Origin of the sequence: Idiomarina sp. (assembly GCF_019431395.1) — a bacterium.
Classification (GTDB): domain Bacteria; phylum Pseudomonadota; class Gammaproteobacteria; order Enterobacterales; family Alteromonadaceae; genus Idiomarina.
In genome coordinates this window covers 2,575,009-2,596,800 of sequence record NZ_CP080268.1, presented here as the reverse complement: position 1 = coordinate 2,596,800, position 21,792 = coordinate 2,575,009, and the positions used below count along the sequence as shown (strand labels likewise).

The 21,792-nt window shown below is 49.6% G+C and carries 19 protein-coding genes; 10 read left to right on the top strand and 9 right to left on the bottom strand.

Annotated elements, in window-relative coordinates; genetic code table 11:
• Window positions 1-21: 21 nt before the first annotated feature.
• Window positions 22-2,355, top strand: a complete 2,334-nt coding sequence (locus tag KZ771_RS12555) for a Tex family protein (protein WP_290653816.1) — start codon at window positions 22-24, stop codon at window positions 2,353-2,355.
• A 10-nt stretch (window positions 2,356-2,365) separates the two neighbouring features.
• Here the strand turns inward: KZ771_RS12555 and KZ771_RS12550 are convergent, their stop codons facing one another.
• The 3 genes from KZ771_RS12550 to KZ771_RS12540 form a co-directional block, all read right to left on the bottom strand.
• Complete coding sequence (locus KZ771_RS12550) at window positions 2,366-3,223, bottom strand: putative metalloprotease CJM1_0395 family protein (protein ID WP_243734583.1); 858 nt, start codon at window positions 3,221-3,223, stop codon at window positions 2,366-2,368.
• 73 nt (window positions 3,224-3,296) lie between these two features.
• Window positions 3,297-3,608 (bottom strand): flagellar basal body rod C-terminal domain-containing protein, encoded by a 312-nt coding sequence (locus KZ771_RS12545; protein ID WP_133540502.1) that lies wholly within the window; start codon window positions 3,606-3,608, stop codon window positions 3,297-3,299.
• Between the two features lie 91 nt (window positions 3,609-3,699).
• On the bottom strand, window positions 3,700-4,833 hold the full coding sequence (locus tag KZ771_RS12540) for a fatty acid desaturase (RefSeq protein WP_290653815.1): 1,134 nt from the start codon (window positions 4,831-4,833) through the stop codon (window positions 3,700-3,702).
• Between the two features lie 203 nt (window positions 4,834-5,036).
• Between KZ771_RS12540 and fabR the strand changes: the two genes are divergently transcribed.
• Together fabR and KZ771_RS12530 are read left to right on the top strand one after the other, a co-directional pair.
• On the top strand, window positions 5,037-5,690 hold the full coding sequence (gene fabR / locus KZ771_RS12535) for an HTH-type transcriptional repressor FabR (protein ID WP_290653814.1): 654 nt from the start codon (window positions 5,037-5,039) through the stop codon (window positions 5,688-5,690).
• Window positions 5,691-5,711: 21 nt separating this feature from the next.
• Entirely contained in the window at window positions 5,712-7,739 is a 2,028-nt protein-coding gene (locus KZ771_RS12530) for a S9 family peptidase (protein WP_290653813.1), read from the top strand.
• A gap of 61 nt (window positions 7,740-7,800) precedes the next feature.
• Here KZ771_RS12530 and KZ771_RS12525 read toward each other — a convergent pair whose 3' ends face one another.
• The 3 genes from KZ771_RS12525 to pckA form a co-directional block, all read right to left on the bottom strand.
• Window positions 7,801-9,009: an ABC transporter permease gene (locus KZ771_RS12525; RefSeq protein ID WP_290653812.1), complete on the bottom strand. Its 1,209-nt coding sequence runs from the start codon at window positions 9,007-9,009 to the stop codon at window positions 7,801-7,803.
• Window positions 8,996-9,943 carry an ATP-binding cassette domain-containing protein gene (locus KZ771_RS12520; protein ID WP_290653811.1) on the bottom strand — a complete coding sequence of 316 codons (948 nt, stop codon included), beginning with the start codon at window positions 9,941-9,943 and terminating at the stop codon, window positions 8,996-8,998. Before KZ771_RS12520 ends, KZ771_RS12525 begins: the two co-directional genes overlap by 14 nt.
• A 110-nt stretch (window positions 9,944-10,053) precedes the next feature.
• Entirely contained in the window at window positions 10,054-11,655 is a 1,602-nt protein-coding gene (pckA, locus tag KZ771_RS12515) for a phosphoenolpyruvate carboxykinase (ATP) (protein WP_290653810.1), read from the bottom strand.
• 193 nt (window positions 11,656-11,848) lie between these two features.
• On the opposite strand from pckA, the gene KZ771_RS12510 reads away from it, so the two are divergent.
• Window positions 11,849-13,174 (top strand): sodium-dependent transporter, encoded by a 1,326-nt coding sequence (locus tag KZ771_RS12510; protein ID WP_290653809.1) that lies wholly within the window; start codon window positions 11,849-11,851, stop codon window positions 13,172-13,174.
• A gap of 181 nt (window positions 13,175-13,355) precedes the next feature.
• Here KZ771_RS12510 and coaD read toward each other — a convergent pair whose 3' ends face one another.
• The gene (coaD, locus tag KZ771_RS12505) at window positions 13,356-13,844 is read right to left on the bottom strand and encodes a pantetheine-phosphate adenylyltransferase (protein ID WP_133540495.1); all 489 of its coding nucleotides are present in this window, start codon (window positions 13,842-13,844) and stop codon (window positions 13,356-13,358) included.
• A gap of 148 nt (window positions 13,845-13,992) precedes the next feature.
• Here coaD and KZ771_RS12500 point away from each other — a divergent pair, with 148 nt between their 5' ends.
• From KZ771_RS12500 to KZ771_RS12485, 4 genes are read left to right on the top strand one after another with little or no spacing between them, the layout of a single operon-like run.
• A complete protein-coding gene (locus tag KZ771_RS12500) occupies window positions 13,993-15,183 on the top strand; it encodes a glycine C-acetyltransferase (RefSeq protein ID WP_290653808.1) in 1,191 nt (396 codons plus the stop codon).
• Window positions 15,184-15,207: 24 nt separating this feature from the next.
• Window positions 15,208-16,233: an L-threonine 3-dehydrogenase gene (gene tdh, locus KZ771_RS12495; RefSeq protein ID WP_133540493.1), complete on the top strand. Its 1,026-nt coding sequence runs from the start codon at window positions 15,208-15,210 to the stop codon at window positions 16,231-16,233.
• 16 nt (window positions 16,234-16,249) lie between these two features.
• Window positions 16,250-16,558, top strand: coding sequence for a rhodanese-like domain-containing protein (locus KZ771_RS12490; RefSeq protein ID WP_133540511.1), 309 nt, complete (start codon window positions 16,250-16,252; stop codon window positions 16,556-16,558).
• A gap of 5 nt (window positions 16,559-16,563) precedes the next feature.
• Complete coding sequence (locus tag KZ771_RS12485; protein WP_290653807.1) at window positions 16,564-17,376, top strand: rhomboid family intramembrane serine protease; 813 nt, start codon at window positions 16,564-16,566, stop codon at window positions 17,374-17,376.
• Window positions 17,377-17,381: 5 nt separating this feature from the next.
• Here KZ771_RS12485 and KZ771_RS12480 read toward each other — a convergent pair whose 3' ends face one another.
• Complete coding sequence (locus KZ771_RS12480) at window positions 17,382-17,786, bottom strand: flagellar basal body-associated protein FliL (protein WP_290653806.1); 405 nt, start codon at window positions 17,784-17,786, stop codon at window positions 17,382-17,384.
• Between the two features lie 76 nt (window positions 17,787-17,862).
• On the opposite strand from KZ771_RS12480, the gene KZ771_RS12475 reads away from it, so the two are divergent.
• Together KZ771_RS12475 and ubiA are read left to right on the top strand one after the other, a co-directional pair.
• On the top strand, window positions 17,863-18,468 hold the full coding sequence (locus KZ771_RS12475; RefSeq protein ID WP_290653805.1) for a chorismate lyase: 606 nt from the start codon (window positions 17,863-17,865) through the stop codon (window positions 18,466-18,468).
• Entirely contained in the window at window positions 18,461-19,315 is an 855-nt protein-coding gene (gene ubiA / locus KZ771_RS12470; protein WP_133540489.1) for a 4-hydroxybenzoate octaprenyltransferase, read from the top strand. The genes KZ771_RS12475 and ubiA overlap by 8 nt, the downstream gene beginning before the upstream one ends.
• Here the strand turns inward: ubiA and plsB are convergent.
• Window positions 19,312-21,783, bottom strand: coding sequence for a glycerol-3-phosphate 1-O-acyltransferase PlsB (gene plsB, locus KZ771_RS12465; protein WP_290653804.1), 2,472 nt, complete (start codon window positions 21,781-21,783; stop codon window positions 19,312-19,314). The genes ubiA and plsB overlap by 4 nt on opposite strands.
• Between the last annotated feature and the right edge of the window lie 9 nt (window positions 21,784-21,792).

Here is a 21,792-nt window from a genome sequence, read left to right as displayed (position 1 = left end):
TTTAAAACCAAGAGATGTACTATGAGCCAGATACCGCAATTACTTGCTAATGAACTGAAGGTCGACGAGCGTCAGATTGCCGCTGTTATCCAGTTGCTGGACGAAGGCTCGACGGTGCCTTTTATTGCCCGTTACCGTAAAGAGGTAACCGGCGGTTTAGACGACACGCAATTACGTCAGCTGCATCAGCGCCTGAACTACCTACGCGAGCTGGACGACCGCCGTCAGGTGATACTGAAGTCGATTGACGAGCAAGGCAAGTTAACCGACGAACTGGCTCAAAGCATTAAAACCGCCGACTCGAAAACCGAGTTGGAAGATTTATACCTGCCCTACAAACCTAAGCGCCGCACTAAAGGCCAAATTGCTATTGAAGCGGGCATTGAGCCGCTGGCAGATCTACTGTGGAAAGACCCAACGCAGAACCCGGAACAAGCTGCCGCTGACTACGTTGACGCTGACAAAGGTTTTGCTGACGCCAAAGCGGTATTAGACGGCGCTCGCGCTATTTTAATGGAGCGCTTTGCCGAGCAGGCCGAATTGCTGAAGCGTTTGCGTTCACACTTGTGGCAGAACGCGCACTTAACCAGCAACGTTGCGCCGGGCAAAGAAAAAGAAGGCGCTAAGTTCCGCGACTACTTTGAGTTTTCTGAGCTGTTTAAAACCATTCCGTCGCACCGTACGCTCGCGTTGCTGCGTGGCCGTAACGAAGGCTTTTTGCAGCTGTCTATGGACGCTGACCCGGGTAGTGAAGACAAAACCTCCGGCTCGCACTGCGAAGTCATTATTGCCGACTTCCTGAATTTCGAGCATAAAGCCCGCGCTGCCGATGACTGGCTGCGTCAGGTTATTCAGTGGACCTGGCGGGTGAAGTTATCACTACATATGGAAACTGAACTTATGGCGCGCGTGCGTGAGCGCGCCGAAGAAGCCGCCATTCAGGTGTTTGCCAGCAACTTAAAAGACTTGCTGATGGCGGCGCCCGCAGGTGCTAAAACCACTATGGGGTTAGACCCGGGCGTTCGTACCGGTGTTAAGGTTGCGGTGGTCGACGAAACCGGTAAAGCGGTTGCCACCAACACGGTATTCCCGTTTCAGCCGCAGAACCAAATGGATAAAGCCATGCGTACGCTAGCGACTTTGTGCAAACAGTACAAGGTTGAGCTTATCAGCATTGGCAACGGCACTCACTCGCGCGAGACCGACAAAATGGTCGGTGACATGCTCAAGCAGCACAGCGAAATTAAAGCAACCAAGGTTATAGTCAACGAGGCCGGTGCATCGGTTTACTCCGCTTCTGAGCAGGCAGCGCAGGAGTTTCCGGATATGGACGTGTCACTGCGTGGCGCGGTATCTATCGCCCGCCGCTTGCAGGATCCACTCGCCGAATTGGTTAAAATTGAGCCTAAGTCTATTGGTGTGGGCCAGTATCAGCACGACGTTAGCCAGTCACAACTGGCCCAAAGCCTGGACGCAGTAGTCGAGGACTGTGTAAACGCCGTGGGTGTGGATGCCAACATGGCCTCAGCGGCATTGCTTCAGCGCGTGTCGGGTTTGTCGAAAACACTGGCGAAAAACATTGTCGACTACCGCGACGCCAACGGTGCCTTTGCTAACCGTAAGCAGTTACTCGATGTGCCACGCATGGGGCCAAAAGCTTTTGAACAGGCAGCGGGCTTCCTGCGTATTAACAATGGCGAGCAACCGTTAGATGCTTCAGCGGTTCACCCGGAAGCTTATTCAGTGGTCGAGCGCATGGCAAAAGCGAATGATTTGCCGGTACAAGAGCTTATTGGCAACCACTCATTGGTTAAAAGCCTGAACGCTGCCAACTACACCGACGAGCGCTTTGGTTTGCCAACAGTAACGGATATTTTGTCTGAGCTTGAGAAGCCGGGTCGTGACCCTCGTCCTGAGTTTAAAACCGCTAACTTTAAAGAAGGTGTAGATAAAGTCAGTGATCTTAAACCGGGAATGACGCTGGAAGGCGTGGTCACCAATGTGGCTAACTTTGGTGCGTTCGTCGATGTCGGAGTACATCAAGATGGTTTGGTACATATCTCGGCGCTATCTAATAGCTTTGTCAGTGACCCGCGCGAGGTTGTAAAAGCCGGTCAGATTGTAAAGGTAAAAGTCGTTGAAGTGGATCTGGAGCGTAACCGTATCGGCTTAACCATGCGGCTGGATGACGAAGTGAGCGCAACAACCACCAAGGCTAAACCATCGAACTCAACTAAGAGTAACAAACCTAAGGCTAAATCGGGTGGAGGAAAATCAAATCCGCGCCCTCAGCCGGGTAACTCGGCGATGGGCAACGCGCTGGCGGACGCCTTTGCTAAAGCCAAAAAGAAATAGCTTAAAGCAGTTAAGCTGTCGCGCTGAAGCCTGTCTCTGACGGGCTGACGCGGCGACTGTAAAAGTCAGCTATCATATTGCCGCGTTCAGCCGACGACAGTGTTTTGCTTGCTTCAGCGGCGTATGGGTTAGCAGTACTTTCAGTTTCGGAACGACCAGCGGCTTCACCCTCTAACGACTTACGCACCGGGCCCTGGATGCGGCCATCATTACTCGCTTCGCCAGTCGCCTCACTATTGGCGTTAACCTTGTTGCCGCCCTCAGTTTCACTCGACTTACCGGTAGCATTTGGCGAGTTCGTCTGAGCCAACTCGGCACGTGCCTCGGCTGCTTTAACAGACGCTTCTGCGGCAATCGACCGATCTGCAGATGACGGTTCTGCCGGGGCTAATGCCGCGCGGCGGACAACCTGCATTTTTTGGATTGTCGCTTGTGGGTCACCAGGAACCACACTCACGTCAATAGGCACTTCGCCACCAACAGCATAGGATTTACCGTCGGGTCCGCGCTCGTATTCGTAACTGGGGCTACCGGCATACTGTCCGCCTACGGCGGCGTGTGCCTGCTCGTGTGTTCGCACCTCGGCATCACGATTCTTGAGCTCCTGAACTTCCTGTTGAACTTCGCGTTGTTCTTCGGGGGTGCGCTCGGATTCGCGTTTATCTTCGGCTTTGCGGCCATCAGACTTCGCTTCCTCTGAGCGCGAACTTTCATCTCTCGATTTACTTTTATCGGTATTATCACCGGATTTACGCGCTTGCTGGCTTGCTGGTGCGTCAGTAGCTGTGCCGTTTTGCGGAGAAGATGCGGGCTCTTTGATTGCCGTACGTTGAAGGTTTTCGCGGCCAACACCATCCGACGCAGGCATGGGAGCCGGAGGAATCGTCGGAAGTGCGGTTGTTATATTCATGCCTGTTACATACGCGAGTTAACTGAGAAACCTATGCACTTGTGTCGATCATCGTGCCGAGCATTTCATCGGCAGTTTCGACAGTGCGCGTATTGGCTTCAAAATTTGTCTCGCCCTGCTGTAGCGATACTAGCCCATCAGTTGCGTTATTTGCGCTTACCGATTGGCCGGTTTCGCTGGCAGATTCGGTTGCAGCGTTAACGCCATTAGCTTGTGCGTTGCCCTGCTGTTGCACCTCGTTACGGGCGCCGGCATTAGCAATTTCTGCACTCGCTTCGTTAACTTGCTGGCTAGCGCGCTGTAAGCCCTGCAAACCAGCGTTCATTGCTCCGTTAATTTCCATACGTGCCTCCAATGACTGCGGCAAAAACTTGCCACCAGTATTGTATAAAAAGCACGCAATTGCAAGTTAGTTCTGCGACGCAGAAGTCAATTTAAGCGTGCTGTTTTAATTGGTTCATCAGCTGCTTCCAGTGACGGCGCTGATCTTCAACCGCCTGCTTAAGCTCTTCAACTTGCGCATGCAGTGCATCCATATTCACCTGCTCGCGCAATTTTTTCGCTTTCGTGTCTAACAGCTTTTTACGCGCCTGATAATAGTGACGCAACTGCACTGCCATTTCGTCATAGTGTTGTTGCGCAGTTTCCAGCAATGTTTTTGGCGCAGCTTGAGCTTTTTGTTGCATGCGTTGCAACTGCATTTGCAAACGTGCCTTTTCCACCTGGTAACCTGAACTACGTTTAAGGCCTGAGGCTAAGCCCACCCAAGAAAATGCACGAATCAGCCATTTGGTCGGATCAAACTGATACCAACGAATGCCATTGCGATAATCGGCTGAAAAGATGTGGTGATAGTTATGGTAGCCTTCACCAAACGTCAGGAATGCCAGCACACCGTTATCGCGCGCCGTATTCTTATCGGTGTAGGGCTGCTTGCCCCAGACGTGCGCTAGCGAGTTAATGAAGAACGTGGTGTGGTGGTTCAATACCAATCGTAAAACGCCTACAACCAACAGGGCTGCCCAAACGTCGCCGGTAATTAAGCCGACCACAATCGGCCAGCCAAAATTAATACCCAGCGTCAGCGCCAAGTAGTGACGATGCTGCCACATAACAATCGGATCTTTTTGTAGATCCTTAACGTTGTTGTAATCTGAATAACGACTGGCTTGATATTCACGCAGCATCCAGCCGATATGCGAGTACCAGAAACCACGTTTTGCCGAATACGGGTCTTTGTCGTTGTCATCCACGTGAGTATGGTGCACGCGGTGATCAGATGACCAATGCAAGGCACTATTTTGCAGCGCCAGCGCTCCGCCAATAGCAAAGATAAAACGCACTACCGGATGCGCATCGTAGGTTTTATGTGACCACAAGCGGTGATAGCCCGCCGTGATCGAAATGCCGGCGTAACAAAGCGTTGCCAGCATTATCCACCAAAGCGACGAGTCAATACCGACATGATATGCGTATAAAGGTACGCCGACGGCCGCAATTAAAAAAGTGGTGAGAAATACAGTGGCATTAAGCCAGATAATCGGGGGTTTTTCTGTCATTTCATTCATTAAGCGTCTTGCCATTATTGCTTCGAAAATACATCGAAAGTACGTCGAAAGTACGTCGATAAAGTGTCGGCTATAAAATAGCGTACACGTGTTCGCTGAATCTACGTGTTTTTGCCCAAAAATACAAGCGATATTTGTGTAAATTCCTGTGTTAAGATGTTCGGTTAGTAAACAAAAGCAAGACCAGAACCTGAGAGTATAGCGTGGCAAATACAGCGTCTAGCGACAGCCCTGTCCGCGGGATAAGAGCCCAGCAGAAAGAAAAAACCCGGCGAGCATTAATTGCGGCCGCCATGAATCAATTAAGCGCGGAGACCGGCTTTTCCAGCTTGAGCCTGCGCGAAGTTGCTCGCGAAGCCAATATCGCCCCTACCTCCTTTTATCGCCATTTCCGTAATATGGATGAGCTCGGTCTGACGTTAGTGGATGAGTGTGGTTTAACGCTACGTCAGTTGCTACGCCAGGCGCGCCAGCGCATCGATAAAGGCGGCTCGATTATTCGCGTTTCTATCGAAACCTTTATGCAGTACGTCGCCAGTAATACCGCTATTTTCCGATTACTGTTGCAAGAACGCACCGGTTGTTCACGAGAATTCCGGAATGCGGTGGAAAGAGAACTTGAACACTTCAAAGCTGAGTTAGAAGAATATCTGGTGGCAGAGCAGGGCTTCTCATCACAACTGGCGGCATTGCAATCCGATACCATCGTAAAAATCGTATTTAGCGCTGGAGCTGATTGCTTTGATGTTAATGACGAACAACGTTCGCATATTACCGAAGCAACAATTCAACAGGTGAGACTTGTTGCCCGTGGTGCTGAAGCAACACGCCGGCTAATCCAAACTAACTCATTATAAACACAATAAAACCAGGAGATTATGATGTTATTCAGAACCCTTGGCACCGTTAGCCTGCTAACATTAGCGGTAACCGGTCAGGCGCGTGAAATGACGCTAATGGAGACGGTTACTGCACAATCCGTTGCCAGCGTCGATCTATCGCCCAACGGGCAATACACCGCAGTACTAAAGTATATTCCCCGGACACCCTATAAAGATGATGACGGTAGCGGCTATACCGAGCTCGTATTAATCGATGCGCAGGGTAACGAGACCACCTATTTTAACCGTGACGACAAATTCTCTCGGGTGTCATTTGGCCCGAATAGTCAGTATTTATACTTTACTGCTAAGCGCGGTGATGACGAGTATAACGAGCTTTATCGCCTGCCGATTAGCGGCGGTGCCGTACAACCGTTTTATGAGTTTGAGGGAAACATCGGCTCCTATGATCTGAGTGGTGACGGCGAGTCGTTAATTTTCACTTCGCGCGGTAAGCCCGATGCAGACGACAAAGAGCTTGCGAAAAAGGGCTTTAAAGCGGAGGTCTACGAAGAAGACCTCAACTACACTCACCTGTATCATGTGGACTTAACCGCAGAACAGTCAGAAGCGACCCAAATTTCTGGCGCCGAGCAGCACATCCTGTCGGCAGAGTTTCATCCGGACAATACCCATATTTTGGTGCGTAGCGCGCCTACGCCGCTTGTTGATGATAATTATATGAGCAGCCAATATCAGTTACTTAATACTGAAGGTAATGTTCAACAAAGCTTCGAGACTGCCGGAAAACTCGGTCAGGCCAGCTTCTCGCCAAACGGCCGTTACTTGGCCATGATATCGGCCGCAAATTATAACGACCCGTCGGCAGGCACACTGTTTGTATGGGATACTCAGAACGAAGAAATGCGTAATGTTCTGCCCGATTACGAGGGTTCTATTCGCGACTTCGCCTGGCGCACTGACGAAGAGTTAGTCTGGTTAGGTCATCGCGGCACCGAGTCTGAGGTACAGGCGTTAACGCTCAAGTTCCTTGAAAATCGTGTGCTGGTTGAACTCGGCGAGGCCATCTTTACCAGTCTCGATGGAGAAGCCGGTATCGGTCAAGTCGCACTTCGCGGTAACCGCCCTGAGCATCCTAACGAGGCATTTTTACTCGATAACCAGGGACTCGAACGCCTGACAGTGTCTAACCCTTGGTTAGATGATATCACCATGCCTCGCCAACAAACGATTACCTATGAGGCTCGCGACGGGCTGGAGTTAGAAGGTATTTTAGTTTATCCAACCGATTACCAGGAAGGGCAAAGCTACCCGACCGTCATGGTCATTCATGGTGGCCCGGAGTCGCATTACAGTAACGGCTGGTTAGATCGCTATTCGGCGCCGGTTAAACATGCCGCCGCTAATGGTTATGCGTTGTTCTTTCCAAACTACCGGGGTAGTACCGGTCGCGGTGTTGAATTCTCGATGCTGAGCCAGAACGACTACGCGGGTAAAGAATTCGACGACATTGTTGATGCTAAACAGCATTTAGTCGAAATGGGCATTACTGACGCTGAACGCGTGGGTATTACAGGTGGCTCATATGGCGGCTATGCATCGGCCTGGGGCGCCACCAAACAAACCGAGCATTTTGCAGCCAGTGTCATGTTTGTCGGTATCAGCGACAACATCTCTAAGTTTGGTACTACTGACATCGCCAAAGAAATGCACGCGGTACATGCACGCAGTTACCCATGGGAAAAATGGCAATGGTATTTAGAGCGCAGCCCTATTTATTATGCTGAACAGGCGCGCACGCCGATTTTAATTATGCATGGTAAAGAAGATACTCGCGTGCATCCGTCACAATCGATGGAACTGTACCGCTATCTTAAAACACACGGCAAGGTTCCGGTCCGGTTAGTTCTTTATCCCGGTGAAGGTCATGGCAACCGTAAAATGGCTGCACAGTTAGATTATGGTATGCGCATGATGCGCTGGATGAATACCTTCCTGGTAGAAAAAGCAGAAACAAAACCACCGTTTGAGCTTCCTCATGCCGAGAACATGAGCGAAGAGTAATCGGCTAAACAAAAAAGCCGGCCTGCAAAACCATGCTGGCCGGCTTTTTTATAAGCTTTGATTAACCTTTAATAGCGTTCCAAATATCCTTCCAGGTCGGCTCTTTACCGTAAAACTGAATACCCATCGCAAACAAACGAGCGGCGACATTGCGCATCCAGATAACAAATACAATAAGCAACGCGAGGCTTAATAACTGCTGCCACCAGCTTACATCCGTTTGTAGTAATCGCACCGGCATCATCACAAAGGACGAAATCGGTAAAATACTCATTACCTGAGCCAATCCGCCATCGGGGTTATCAATGATGCTGAATGATAAAAACACCGGCAATAACGGCAACAGCATGACCGAACTTCGCGACGAGTGATTAGGGTCATCGATGGTTGCGGAAAACCCAGCCAGCATGGCATTAATCAGAACCAATCCCAGCACCACAAAAATCAGCGATAAAACCGCACCATAATAGCGATCAAAACTTGCTCCACCGCCACTTTCTCCGGCAAACATTGAGGCGACCAGTCCGATACCAGTAAAGAATAACCCCAAAAACACCATCGATTTAATACTATGCAGCGTTATACCGAGAATCTTTCCATCCATCCATTGCCGCGGACTGATAATGGTTAATAACTGCTCGGTTACCCGCTGTTGCTTTTCGGCTGTAATGGACATCATCATCAACCCAAAGCCAGTAAACACACCGACCGTAATCGAAATCGTCACCAACATCGGTAGCGCTTCTTTAAAGCCCTCATCCTCTTCCGCTGAGCTCACGTCGACATCAGTATTTTGAATGGTGCGTGCTATCTCGGGCGGTTGCTCGATAATCGTGCGTTGTTCTTCGCTCAAAGAGAGCCGAGCAATACGTTCCTGCTGCAGCTGCTGTTGCAACTCATCGATCAAGTCAGCCTGCCAGTCGTCCTTCTCGCGCACGACAATTTCAGCGTCTAAGTTTGATGAAATGACAACCAGAACATCGAGGCCTTCAGGTAACTGTTGCTGCCACTGCTGTACTTCCATTGAACCCGCATCGCGCAGTGGGACTTTATCACTCTCGTCAAAGCGCCAGCTCTGCTCGGCTTTATTTTCATAATAAATCGCGCCCTGATGCTGCTCCGAAAAAATTTCGGTGATTACACCCCAGCCGGCGCTGACAATAAAAATTATCGCCAGTAGAGCTATCGAAATAAGTTCCTGCTTCCATTTAAAGAAGCGTTTGAATTCCCACCATGCAATGGTTTTTAACTGCTGCTTAGACGTGCTCATTAGCGTCTCCCTGCGACTGACCTTTTGAACGTCCAATCGTATCAAGATAGAGTTCATGCAAACCCGGCTTGCGCGCCGCAAAAGACTCGATAGCGCAACGCGCTGCCAGTTGTGGCCAAAGCTCACTGACATCAACCTCTGGTTTTATCGTCAGCTCAACTTGGTCCGCGCTTATCGGCAGTAAATGCTCAATTGCATCAAAATCTGCCCACGCAGTTTGTGCCGACATTGCGTCACAACTAACGCGATAAAGTCGTTCTGGCTGCAGCGCATCACGAATTTGCTCCAATGTCCCCTGGGCCAGCGCTTTACCGTGTGACATCAATAGCATTTTGTCAGCTAATCGTTCGACCAGTGCCATTTGGTGAGCACTCAATAAAACTGTCTTACCCTTGGCCTTTAAGTCGCTAAGCACGTTAAGTACGTGTTCTTGATTAACGGGATCTAATCCAGAAAAGGGCTCATCCAGAATCACTAAATCCGGATCGTGAAGTAACGTAGAGATTAACTGAACCTTCTGCTGATTACCCTTGGATAATTGACGCATGGGCTCGCTCTTTCGATCGGTTAGTTCGAAGTGCTCCAGCCAATCGTCGATGCGTGGCTGATAAACCGACTTATCCAGTCCCCGCAGCTTTGCCACATAGGTTAGGTTATCGAGTATCGTGCGATCCTGATAAAGACCACGATCTTCCGGAAGGTAAGCAAAATGGCCAGGTTGCAGATCCACTGCTGCTCCCTCATTGTCACTAATGGTAATGGTGCCGCTGTCAGGCTCGGTTAACCCAACCAACATCCGTACCAACGACGATTTACCCGCACCATTAGGACCGAGTAACGCGTAAATTTGGCCCGATTGAACGTTAAGAGAAATCGCATCGACCGCGGTCACAGTCTTATAGCGCTTGGTTACCGTGTCTATTGTTATATTCATGTTACCAGTCTGTTAGTCAGCCTGGCGCTATGATAGCAACGAAAAAGGCCTGTAACAGTCTGTTACAGGCCTTTTAATTGTTTCAAAATGTTAGGAGTTGTTCTGACCGCTTATAATTTAGGGCCCGCTGCGACCAACGCCTGGCCATTTTCGGTGTCAGTAAATTTCTCAAAGTTAGCGACAAAACGCTTGGCCAAATCCTGCGCCCGAATATCCCACTCTTGCTTGTCTTCGTAGGTATTGCGCGGGTCCAGAATATTACTGTCTTCAACGCCCGGTAAGGTTGTAGGCATAGCAAGATTAAAATAAGGCAACTGGCTAAACTCTGCGTCTTCGATAGAGCCATCCAGTATCGCGTCAATAATCGCACGAGTCGCTTTTATCGATATACGTTTCCCCGTGCCATTCCAGCCGGTATTGACCAGATAAGCTTCGGCACCGGCAGCTTCCATACGCTTAACTAACACTTCCGCGTATTGCGTTGGGTGAAGGCTCAGGAACGCCGCACCAAAACAACTAGAGAACGTCGGCGTTGGCTCGGTTACACCACGCTCGGTGCCTGCCAGTTTGGCGGTAAAGCCAGATAAAAAGTGATACTGTGCCTGCTCTTTGGTCAACTTAGAGACCGGCGGCAATACGCCGAATGCATCCGCGGTCAAAAAGATAACTTTTTTCGCATGGCCGGCTTTTGAAACAGGCTTAACGATGTTATCGATGTGATAAATGGGGTACGAAACGCGGGTATTCTCAGTTTTTGAATTGTCGTCAAAGTCGACTGTACCATCTTCGCGTACTGTTACGTTTTCTAATAAAGCGTCGCGGCGAATGGCATTGTAAATATCAGGTTCTGCTTCTTTCGACAAGTTGATGGTTTTGGCATAACAACCACCTTCAAAGTTAAAGACACCATCGTCGTCCCAGCCATGCTCGTCATCACCAATTAACGCGCGCTTAGGATCGGTAGATAATGTCGTTTTACCCGTACCTGAAAGACCAAAGAAAACCGCTACATCGCCGTCTTTACCAACGTTCGCCGAGCAATGCATTGACGCGATACCCTGCAATGGCAAGAAGTAGTTCATCATCGAGAACATGCCCTTCTTCATTTCGCCACCGTACCAGGTACCACCGATCAGCTGAATTTTCTCGGTTAGGTTAAAAGCAACAAAGTTTTCTGAATTGAGTTCTTGCTCTTGCCAGTTAGGATTAATGCATTTTGCACCGTTCATGACCACAAAGTCGGGTTCGAACGTCTCCAGTTCTTCACCACTTGGGCGAATAAACATGTTCTTGACGAAGTGAGCCTGCCACGCTACTTCAGTAATAAAACGAACAGCCAAGCGGGTATCTTCGTTAGCACCGCAATAGGTATCAACTACGAATAGGCGCTTACTCGATAACTGCTCGGTTACCAGGCCTTTCAGGCTATCCCAGGTTTCCTGCGACATCGGTTTGTTGTCGTTTTTGCCTTGATCAGACCACCACACCGTATCGCGGGTCGTATCATCACGCACAATATATTTGTCTTTAGGTGAGCGTCCGGTGAAGATTCCGGTATCAACAGCAACTGCGCCCAAATTGGTCACGGTTCCTTTTTCAAAACCGTGCAGGTCATCGCGTGTTTCTTCAGCAAATAACACATCATACGATGGGTTGTGGACAATTTCCTGGACGTTGGTGATGCCATAGCGGCTCAAATCCAAATTCGGCATGACGTAAGGCTCCTGAGAATTACGGTCTTTGCATTAACGTTAACTGGCGTTGCAGCGTGCCGTCCTGGCAGAACTGCATGAGTTACAGAATTGGTCGCGAATGTTACCGTTTATTGGTCAAAAAAGATAGGGCAAAATTTTCTCAGTTCGTTAGAATGCGCGCTCTAACTTTAAATTTTTATACAAGTTGTAAGTGAGCACTATGCGCGAATCCTTCCACACCCGTTTAGGTTTTATTTTAGCCGCTGCCGGCTCGGCAGTTGGCCTTGGCAATATTTGGGGGTTTCCTACCCAAGTTGCTAACCACGGGGGCGGAGCGTTTTTACTGGTCTACCTGGTCGTCATTTTTGTGCTCGCCATACCCGCCTTGTATAGTGAAATGCTAATTGGTCACCACGGCCGCGCCAACCCGGTGCGCTCACTCGCCAAGCTTAGTGAAGGCAAGGCGCAGCCCGTTGGCGCCACAATGGGCTTCCTGAACGTCATCGGCTCGTGTTTGATGCTGAGTTTTTATCATATCGTAGCAGGTTGGATGGTCGTTCATGCGCTGGGCTATGTTGCCAGCTGGTTAGGTCTTAACGTCGTTGCCGACTTTTTAATGACGGGCTCACTGACCCGCGACTTACTATTTACTGCGCTGTTCTTATGTACAACCGGGTGGGTGGTGCTACAAGGCATCGAGAATGGTATTGAGCGTTGGTCTAAGCGTTTAATGCCGACATTGGTCGTACTCTTGGTCGGCTTAATTGTTTATATGGGCACACTGGCAGGTGCTAGTGATGGCTTTCAGGTATATCTGGTACCAGACTTCAGCCAACTGACCGACCCGGCGATCTACCTTGCCGCCATGGGGCAGGCGTTTTTCTCATTATCTATCGGTCTCGGCGGCATGATGATCTACGGCTCTTATTTGCTGCCTGGCGCAAAGCTAGGAAAGCTCAGTCTTTCCGTTGCCGGTTTAGATACGCTTATCGCATTCCTGGCAGGTTTATTGATCATCCCGGCCTTATATGCCGGCATCGAACTGGGGGTTAACGTCACTAACGGTGATGAGCTGATTGGAGAAGGCCAGCTGATTTTTGCGGTGCTGCCACAACTTTTCGCCAGTATGGGTGCGGTCGGTCCTTTTGTTGGCTTTGCCTTCTTTACGCTACTGAGTATCGCCGCGCTTACTTCTACCATAGCGCAGGCCGAAGTGCCGGTTTCTTACCTTATCGAAGAAATGAACCTGGACCGCAAAAAGGCCACGCTGTTAGCACTGGCAACGATTGCCATTCTGGCTTTCAGTCTGGTGATCTTCTTTGAGCCCCTGTTCGGCTGGGTTGTCACCGCCGTCACGCAGTTCCAGTTGCCAATTTCGGGCATATTTTACTTGCTGGTTGTGGGCTGGTTATGGCGTAAAAGTAACCACTTACATACTATCGCACAGGGCAGCTTCTGGCTGACAGCATTGCGCTGGCATTTGCGCTATATCTGCCCTGTTTTGATGACGCTGGTGTTTATAAATACAGCTTTTTAGCGCCTATCGGCGCTGGCTGTTAGTGGCTTCGCCACGGCTGTTTGCCGACTCGCTTCGCTTGTCGGCGGCTCTTGAGAGCATTAAATCACTACTCACTAAACAGCAGCAACCGCCGCAGGCAGGTTGCAACAGCCGCTGCAGCGCAGCAAAAAGCCGTGGCGAAGCCACAAATAGCTTTTTCTTAACTACGGTTAGCAAACTTCTGTTGCAGCGCGTCGGCGACTCGGTTGTCGACAAAGCCGGTTACATCACCGCCGTGTAGCGCGACTTCTTTGACTAAGGTCGAGGAAATAAATGAGTTTTCTTCGGCCGGTGTCAAAAATACGCTTTCTAACTCGGGGAACAAACGGCGGTTCATGTTTGCCAGCTGAAACTCGTATTCAAAATCTGACACTGCACGCAGCCCCCGCACCAGTACAGTCGCATCATGCTCTTTAGCAAAGTTAACCAGTAAACCAGAAAAGCCCACCACCGAGACATTCGGTAAATTCTCAGTGACCTGTTGCGCCAGGATCACGCGCTCCTGCAATGAAAACAAAGGTTTCTTACTCGGACTTTCGGCAATCCCCACAACGACCTGCTGAAATAAGTTTGCAGCACGTTCAATCAGGTCGTAATGACCGTTAGTAATGGGATCGAAGGTACCCGGATAAATTGCTTTACTATGCATGGCGGCCTCGTTTCGCTAAATTTTGCTAAAGAGTACACCTTATTGAACGGCTGACTCAAACGCTAAATCAAAATTAAGGGTGCGAAGCGACTATAACATCAGTAAAATGGCGCATAAATTTGCCACTATCAAACAAGATGGAGCAGCCATGAATTCTGCATTTTACAAGCAACTGGGCGAACAACTCGAAACTACACGCAGCGAAGGTTTATACAAAAAAGAACGGATTATTACTTCTGATCAAGGCTCGGAAATCACCGTTAATGGCCAGCAAGTACTTAACTTTTGTGCCAATAACTACCTGGGCCTGGCTAACCACCCTGATCTGATTGCAGCGGCAAAAAAAGGCCTGGACGAGCATGGCTTTGGTACCGCCTCGGTTCGTTTTATTTGTGGTACGCAGGATATTCACAAAGAGCTGGAGCAAAAACTGAGTGACTTCCTGGGCACCGAAGACACCATTTTGTACTCCTCTTGCTTTGATGCCAATGGCGGCTTATTTGAGACTATCATGGGCCCCGAAGATGCGATTATTAGTGATGAGCTTAACCACGCCAGTATCATCGATGGCATCCGTCTGAGTAAATCTAAACGTTATCGGTATAAAAATAATGACCTGGGCAGCCTCGAAGAGCAATTAAAACAAGCCGACGCCGATGGCGCGCGCTTCAAACTAATTGCTACCGACGGGGTGTTCTCGATGGACGGTGTAATCGCTGATCTAAAAGGTATTTGCGACTTAGCCGATAAATATGACGCCTTAGTGATGATGGACGATTGTCACGCGACCGGCTTCCTGGGCGAAAATGGCAAAGGCACCCACGAATACTGTGATGTGCTTGGCCGCGTCGACATCATTACCGGTACGCTGGGCAAAGCGCTCGGCGGTGCTTCAGGTGGTTATACCTCCGGTAAGAAAGAAGTGATCGACTGGTTACGCCAACGTTCGCGCCCCTATTTGTTCTCTAACTCCGTTGCCCCTGCTATCGTGCAGGCGTCCATCAAGGTGTTAGATATGCTGAGTGATGGCCATGAGTTACGCCAGCAACTGTGGGATAACGCTAAGTACTTCCGTGAGCAAATGACCGCCGCCGGCTTTACCTTAAGCGGCGCCGATCACGCGATTATTCCGGTGATGATTGGCGATGCCCGCATGGCCTCTGAAATGGCTGATCGTTTGTTACAGGAAGGTATTTATGTGATCGGCTTCTCATTCCCGGTAGTACCTAAAGGCAAAGCGCGTATCCGCACACAAATGTCCGCTGCTCACACACGTGAACAGTTGGATCGCACCATCGAAGCCTTTACACGAATCGGCAAAGATCTTGGCATTATATAAGCGCCCAGGATTAGGGAGAGAAGCATGAAAGCATTAGCTAAGCTACATAGTAAGCCCGGCATTTGGATGACCGATGTCGAACAACCCGAATACGGCTACAACGACATCTTAATTAAAATTAAAAAGACCGCTATTTGCGGCACCGATGTACATATTTATAAGTGGGACGAATGGTCTCAGAAAACTATCCCGGTACCCATGGTTGTAGGCCATGAATATGTCGGTGAAGTTGCCGCCATGGGTGACGGTGTTCGCGGCTTTGAAATTGGCGACCGCGTTTCTGGTGAGGGTCATATCACTTGTGGTCACTGCCGTAATTGTCGTGCCGGACGCCGCCATCTTTGCCGTAATACCTACGGCGTGGGTGTAAACCGGCCCGGCGCATTTGCTGAGTATCTGGCGATACCCGCAGATAACGCATTCAAATTACCTGACGACGTCAGTGATGACATGGCATCGATTATGGACCCTTTCGGTAATGCCGTTCACACCGCCCTGGCATTTGATCTGGTTGGTGAAGACGTACTGATTACCGGCGCAGGACCTATTGGTATTATGGCAGCAGCCGTTGCTCGGCACGTTGGTGCGCGACACGTGGTGATCACCGACGTCAATGAGTTTCGTTTGGATTTAGCACGTAAAATGGGTGTGACCCGCGCGGTTAACGTGGCTGAGCAAAAACTTACCGACGTCATGGCCGAACTTGGCATGAAGGAAGGCTTCGATGTCGGGCTGGAAATGTCCGGCGTGCCGTCAGCCTTTTCGCAAATGCTGGCGACCATGAACCACGGCGGTAAAATCGCCATGTTAGGCATTCCTCCCGAGAATGTAGCCATTGACTGGAATGAAGTTATCTTTAAAGGTCTGGTCATCAAAGGCATTTATGGACGCGAGATGTTCGAGACTTGGTATAAGATGGCAAGTTTACTGCAATCAGGGCTAGATATATCTCCAATCCTGACACACCAAATGCATGTCGATGACTATGAACAGGGCTTTGAGACCATGATCAGTGGTCAGTCCGGTAAAGTCATTTTAAACTGGGATTAATCACGTGACTCAGGAAATTACGCTTCTGGACGCCCATCAGCAATGGGCGTCTGACGCTGCTCCCATCATTGTCGATATTCGTGATGCGCAGTCGTTTGCACAGGGCCATATCCCCGGTTCGCTGCAGTTAAACAACGACAATGTCGCTGAATTTATTAGCAACACTGACGGTGGTGCTCAAGTTATCGTTGTTTGTTATCACGGTATCAGTAGTCAGCAAGCCGCCAGCGTGTTACAACAAAATGGATTAACTAACGCGGTTAGCATGCAAGGCGGTTTCACCGCCTGGCAAATGCAGTTTCCGGACGATGTCGAGGCCAATTAATCATCATGCGCAGATTACTGACTAGCACCGATAGTGACTTCATAGGTCAGGTTTATCAGTATCTGCGTCAGCATGGTATTCCGGTTAGCGTTACCGAACAAGGCAACAACCTCGAGCTCTGGTTGCACCAAAGCAGTTACGAGGCGGCGGCCAAACAGCTCATTCAGGATTTTAAAAATAATCCTCAAGTCATGGATACCAAACCAAGCCGAAGCGCACGCTCGTCATTACTGAACGACCTGCTGCGCAATACCGGTTGGCTTACCCGTATCATTGCAGTTATTGCCGTGTTTGTTTACTTGCTGCTGCAAATGGCGCCCGAATCAATACTTGGCGCGCTTAGGATCAGTAACTACTACGATAGCTACCCAGTTGCTCAGCCCTGGCGGTTTATCTCGCCGGTAGTACTGCATTTTTCCGTCATGCATCTGGTGTTTAATGTGTTCTGGTGGTGGTATCTGGGCGGACGAATTGAACGTTATTTGGGCGGCTCATGGTTAATTGCCGTCTTTTTATTCAGCGGCATCACCGCTAATGTCGCACAATACGTCGTCAGTGGACCCAACTTTGGTGGTTTATCGGGTGTTGTTTACGGCTTGTTAGGCTTTTGCTGGCTTTATAGCTTTGGCCGGCGCACGCCATTGTGGTTGCCTCCCGGCCTCATCGTATTTATGGTCGGCTGGTTAATTTTAGGTTACACCGGTGTACTTTGGGTTAATATTGCCAACGAAGCCCACTTGGCTGGTCTGCTTTCCGGTTGTCTTGCCGGCGTTGTGGTACGGCTGCTAAACCCAACACCACGCAAAAACCTACGCTGACTACCTTATTGATAAATAAAGTTAGTAAATATAAGTTCACGGATAACAGGGTTGCCGGTTTCCTGTCGCATTAATTCCTGCGCCCTTTCTTGGCATTTCATTCGCAACTGATCACGTCCTGTCATGGTCTTAATTTGACGCTCCGGGGCAGAACTCAGAATATGAATAAATGCATCACGTAACAACGGTGCGTGATGCTCGACCACCCCAACATATTGGGGGTTTGGCACCATCACTTCGATAGTCACTCGAATAAACCCTAGTCGGTAGTCGTTGCCATCTTTAATGAAGTTAGTGGTTATGTCTGGTTCAAAGCCATAATAAGAAACCGAGCTTTGCATGGTTTTAGCCGGCATGGCTAATACCAACAACGCAATAGCCAGCATACTTTTTAACGTTATTATCTTCATCTGTTGTTCCCGATTTACTGCCAAGCGCTACTCGCTTTGCTATGATAACGACAGTAGCCGTTAGCCGAAAGTTGATATGCAACTAAATTTTCCTGTTTCTGAACCTTGCCAATGGCAACCGCCTGAACATTATTCGCTTACATCATCCCAGCGCAACTGGCTATTAGCTGAAGGGTCATTAACAAAAAAATTAAAACAACATTGCCGCCAATTCCGTGTACAACTGATTGGTCAGCGACCCGCGCCGATTTTTGACAGCGAATTCGACCTGTTTAAACGCCATCATACCCGCGTTCCATTTGAAGCCAGCGTGCGGGAAGTACTGCTGTATTGCGACGACAAGCCCTGGGTTTTTGCACGCAGCTTATTCCCGTTATCGGCACTACGGCATAAAAACCTGAATTTATCTGGCCTCGGCGACTCATCTTTGGGGCAATCACTATTCGGTCAGCCTGACTTATTGCGCAGCCCTTTTGAGGTCGCACAATTACCCGACAATCATGCTGTTGCAAGGCTAAACCATCAGCTTTTTGGGCATTCACAAAATTTGTGGGGGCGTCGTAGCTTATTTTTAACCGGCGGACAGCGCGTTCTAGTTAGCGAAATATTTCTTTCGCCACTACCCTTTTATGAATCCCGCGCATCACATTCGCTTAACCCTGAGGAGAAAGGACATGAGTAAGCTTAACGCGTACTGGCGCTTAATGCGTGCCGATCGGCCTATTGGCACTTACCTATTAGCCTGGCCTACCATTTGGGCTCTGCTCATTGGCGGCAACGGCGAGCCCTCGTTAAAACTGTTTGTGCTGTTTATGTTGGGAACATTCTTAATGCGTTCTGCCGGTTGTGTGATCAACGACTTTGCCGACCGCAACCTTGATGGCCACGTCAGCCGCACTCATCAACGGCCTATGCCGGCGGGTGAGGTTACAGCCACCGAAGCGGTAGTGGTATTTGGGCTGTTATTGTTTGCCGCCTTCATTGTGGTACTGCAGTTCAATACCCAGACCGTGATGTTAAGCTTCGCCGCCGCAGGTGTTGCTGCACTCTACCCTTTTTGCAAACGCTGGACACATTTGCCACAAGTGGTTTTGGGGGTCGCGTTTAGCTTCGGTATTTTGATGGCCTTTAGCGCCCAAAACTCAACTCAGTGGTTTATTGCCGGTGTGTTATTTGTGACTAACGTTATCTGGACAGTGATGTACGACACCGAGTATGCCATGGCTGACCGCGAAGATGACTTACAAGTTGGTATCCGCAGTACCGCGATTTTATTTGGCCGACATGATCGGCTTATCATTGGTTTACTGCAGCTTATCACGGTCGCCTTGCTGACTTATGTAGCGTATTGGTTTGACTGGAGCTGGCCTCTGCTATTGGCGCTCGCGGCTATTGTGGGATTATTTGTATACCAGCAATTATTAATTCGTGAACGTGAGCCAAGCCAATGCTTTAAAGCCTTCCTTCACAATCACTATGTGGGGATGACATTTGCCACTGGCCTGGCCTGGCATTACTGGTTTCTTTAACCTGAGTTGTCGGCCTTCTTCTGCATTTCGACTAACAGCTGTTGCACCGATTGGCGGATTGTTTGCAGTACCGGTGGATCGATCAACGCATCAATACGGTCACTTAATGCGCCAATTGCCGGAGCCGCAATTTGCTGGCCGTCATCGTTGACGTTTAATAAGTCCTGACCTTTTAAGCTTGCAATAAACGTCGACATGACTTTTTTATCGTAAAACTCTGGTGCGTTAATACCGTGAATCGCACTTAATCGCTCTGCCAGCGTAATTGAGTGCCTCTCCAACTCGGCTCGCTGAATTGGCTGAGCCTGCTGTAAAAGCTCTAATACAATACTATAACGCTGCAGGGTTTCGCTGGCACTACGGGCTAGTAGTTGCAGTTGTAACCACTGCGCCGACTCCCGTGACACCATGTGATAGACTCCGCCGCTAAAGCTAACTAAGCCTTGTCGTTGCAGTTCTTCAACGATTGCCTCAACCCAAAGCGGTACTTCGTCAACCTCGTGCGAGAGGAATAGCTCGGCTTGCAACATGGGATAGACTTGTTGAACCTGTTCAATTAGCTGAGTCAGGGTTTGCTGCTTTTTAGCGACCAACGCAGTGGCAACAATCCCCGGAACAATCATCAGGTGCAAAATGTTATTACGATAGTAAGTCATGGCTATTGCATTAGCATTCTCTAAGCCAATGACCTGACCCATGGTATCTTCGTTGATAGTAAATTTATCGGTACGTTTAGCCTGGCTCCAAAGTTCTTCAGCCGTCGCGGTCGGTACATTAACGTCCTGCGTATAGGGGACTTCTTTTAGTAACCCCTGATAAACGCGTAACTGCGCCAGTAACTCTTCCCGCGTTAACGCATGATGCTCTGAGCTCAGAATAGCCAAGGCGGTTAAATTAACACTGTTGGCTGCAGCAGCGTCATTAATGCCACGCATGACCGTTTCTGCTAACCGGTTAACGGCAGGTGTTAGCCACTGCGGCCGTTCGGGTTCTTCAGCACCGCGGGTAACCGATGACTGCCAGTCCTCTACCTGACGATCGAGAAAGTCTTTAAGGTTAATTGGCTTACCAAAAGTAACGTAACCCTGACCGAAGTTTTTTAACTTGCGGAGGCTACCCAGCACCTGCCACATCGATTCTTTTTCTTTGTTCTTACCTTTTAGTTCTTTCAGGTAGGTCGCTACTTCCATTATATGCTCGTAGCCAAGGTAAACCGGTACCAACGAGATAGGACGCTGCTGGCCGCGCAACATACCTTGCACTGTCATCGCTAACATTCCCGTTTTCGGCGGTAGCAAACGCCCGGTTCGGGAGCGACCACCTTCGCTAAAATACTCTACCGGATAGCCTTTCTGAAATAACCAACAAAGGTATTCGCGAAACACGGCCGAATACAGTTTATTGCCGCGAAAGCTACGGCGAATAAAAAACGCCCCACCGCGGCGAAAAATTGAGCCCACCGGAAAAAAGTTAAGGTTCACGCCGGCGGCAATATGCGGCGGTACCAGGCCTTGCTTGTATATCACGTAGCTCAATAACAGGTAATCCATGTGACTGCGATGGCAGGGAACGTAGATAATTTCATGGCCCTGTTGCGCGAGTTTGCGAATTCTGTCGCCTCCGCGCACGTCGATGCCATTATAGATTCGACTCCACATCCAGGTCATAAAGCGATCCAGAACCCTTACCAGCGTCTCGCTATAATTAGCTGCAATTTCGTTAACGTAGCTAAGCGCCTTTTTACGAGCTTCCTGTTCAGACACTTTATTACTGCGCTGTTCATCGGCTATCGCTTTTTTGAGCGCTGGCAAACTAATTAAATCATGCATCAGCTCGTTGCGGTCACTTAACTTCGGCCCCGCCACCGCGTGACGCATGCGTACAAAGTGGACCCGAGCAACCCGCGCAAGTTTGTGCGCAATTTTTATGTCGCTACCACTTTGTCGGGCCATGGTGCCTAAGCTAACCGAGCGCGAAAAACGACACAGCACCTGCCGACCCGAGAAAAGTACCAGCCAGAACTTACGCAAGTGGCCAGGGTTGTCCAGGTCACCTGTCATGGTGGCGCCGTCGCGAGCCTCCTGACCAGGTTTTCTGCCCCAGAAGACGCCAACAGGCAGCAATTGAATGTCCAACTGTTGGTCAGCATGGTGGGCTTCGAGTAACTGATGGAAGTCTTCTATCGCTTGCTGAGAAGAATCGGATTCTGCTTGTTCCAAATACATAACCCGCGTGAACGATTTCCCATTTACGACCAGTGGCATCGACGGATCCGGCAACTGTTTTTGCCGGGCTGCCCGCTGTAATATGGAATAATCGGCACGCGACGTTGAACGCATAACGTACACGACCGGCTTGTCGGCAACACTTGCGTCACCTGACTCTGCATCATCAGCTATCGCAATAAAACGCGTCAACCAACGTAGCGGATGCTTAATTACCGAATAAAACCAACCCTGACTTGCCATTAGAACCCT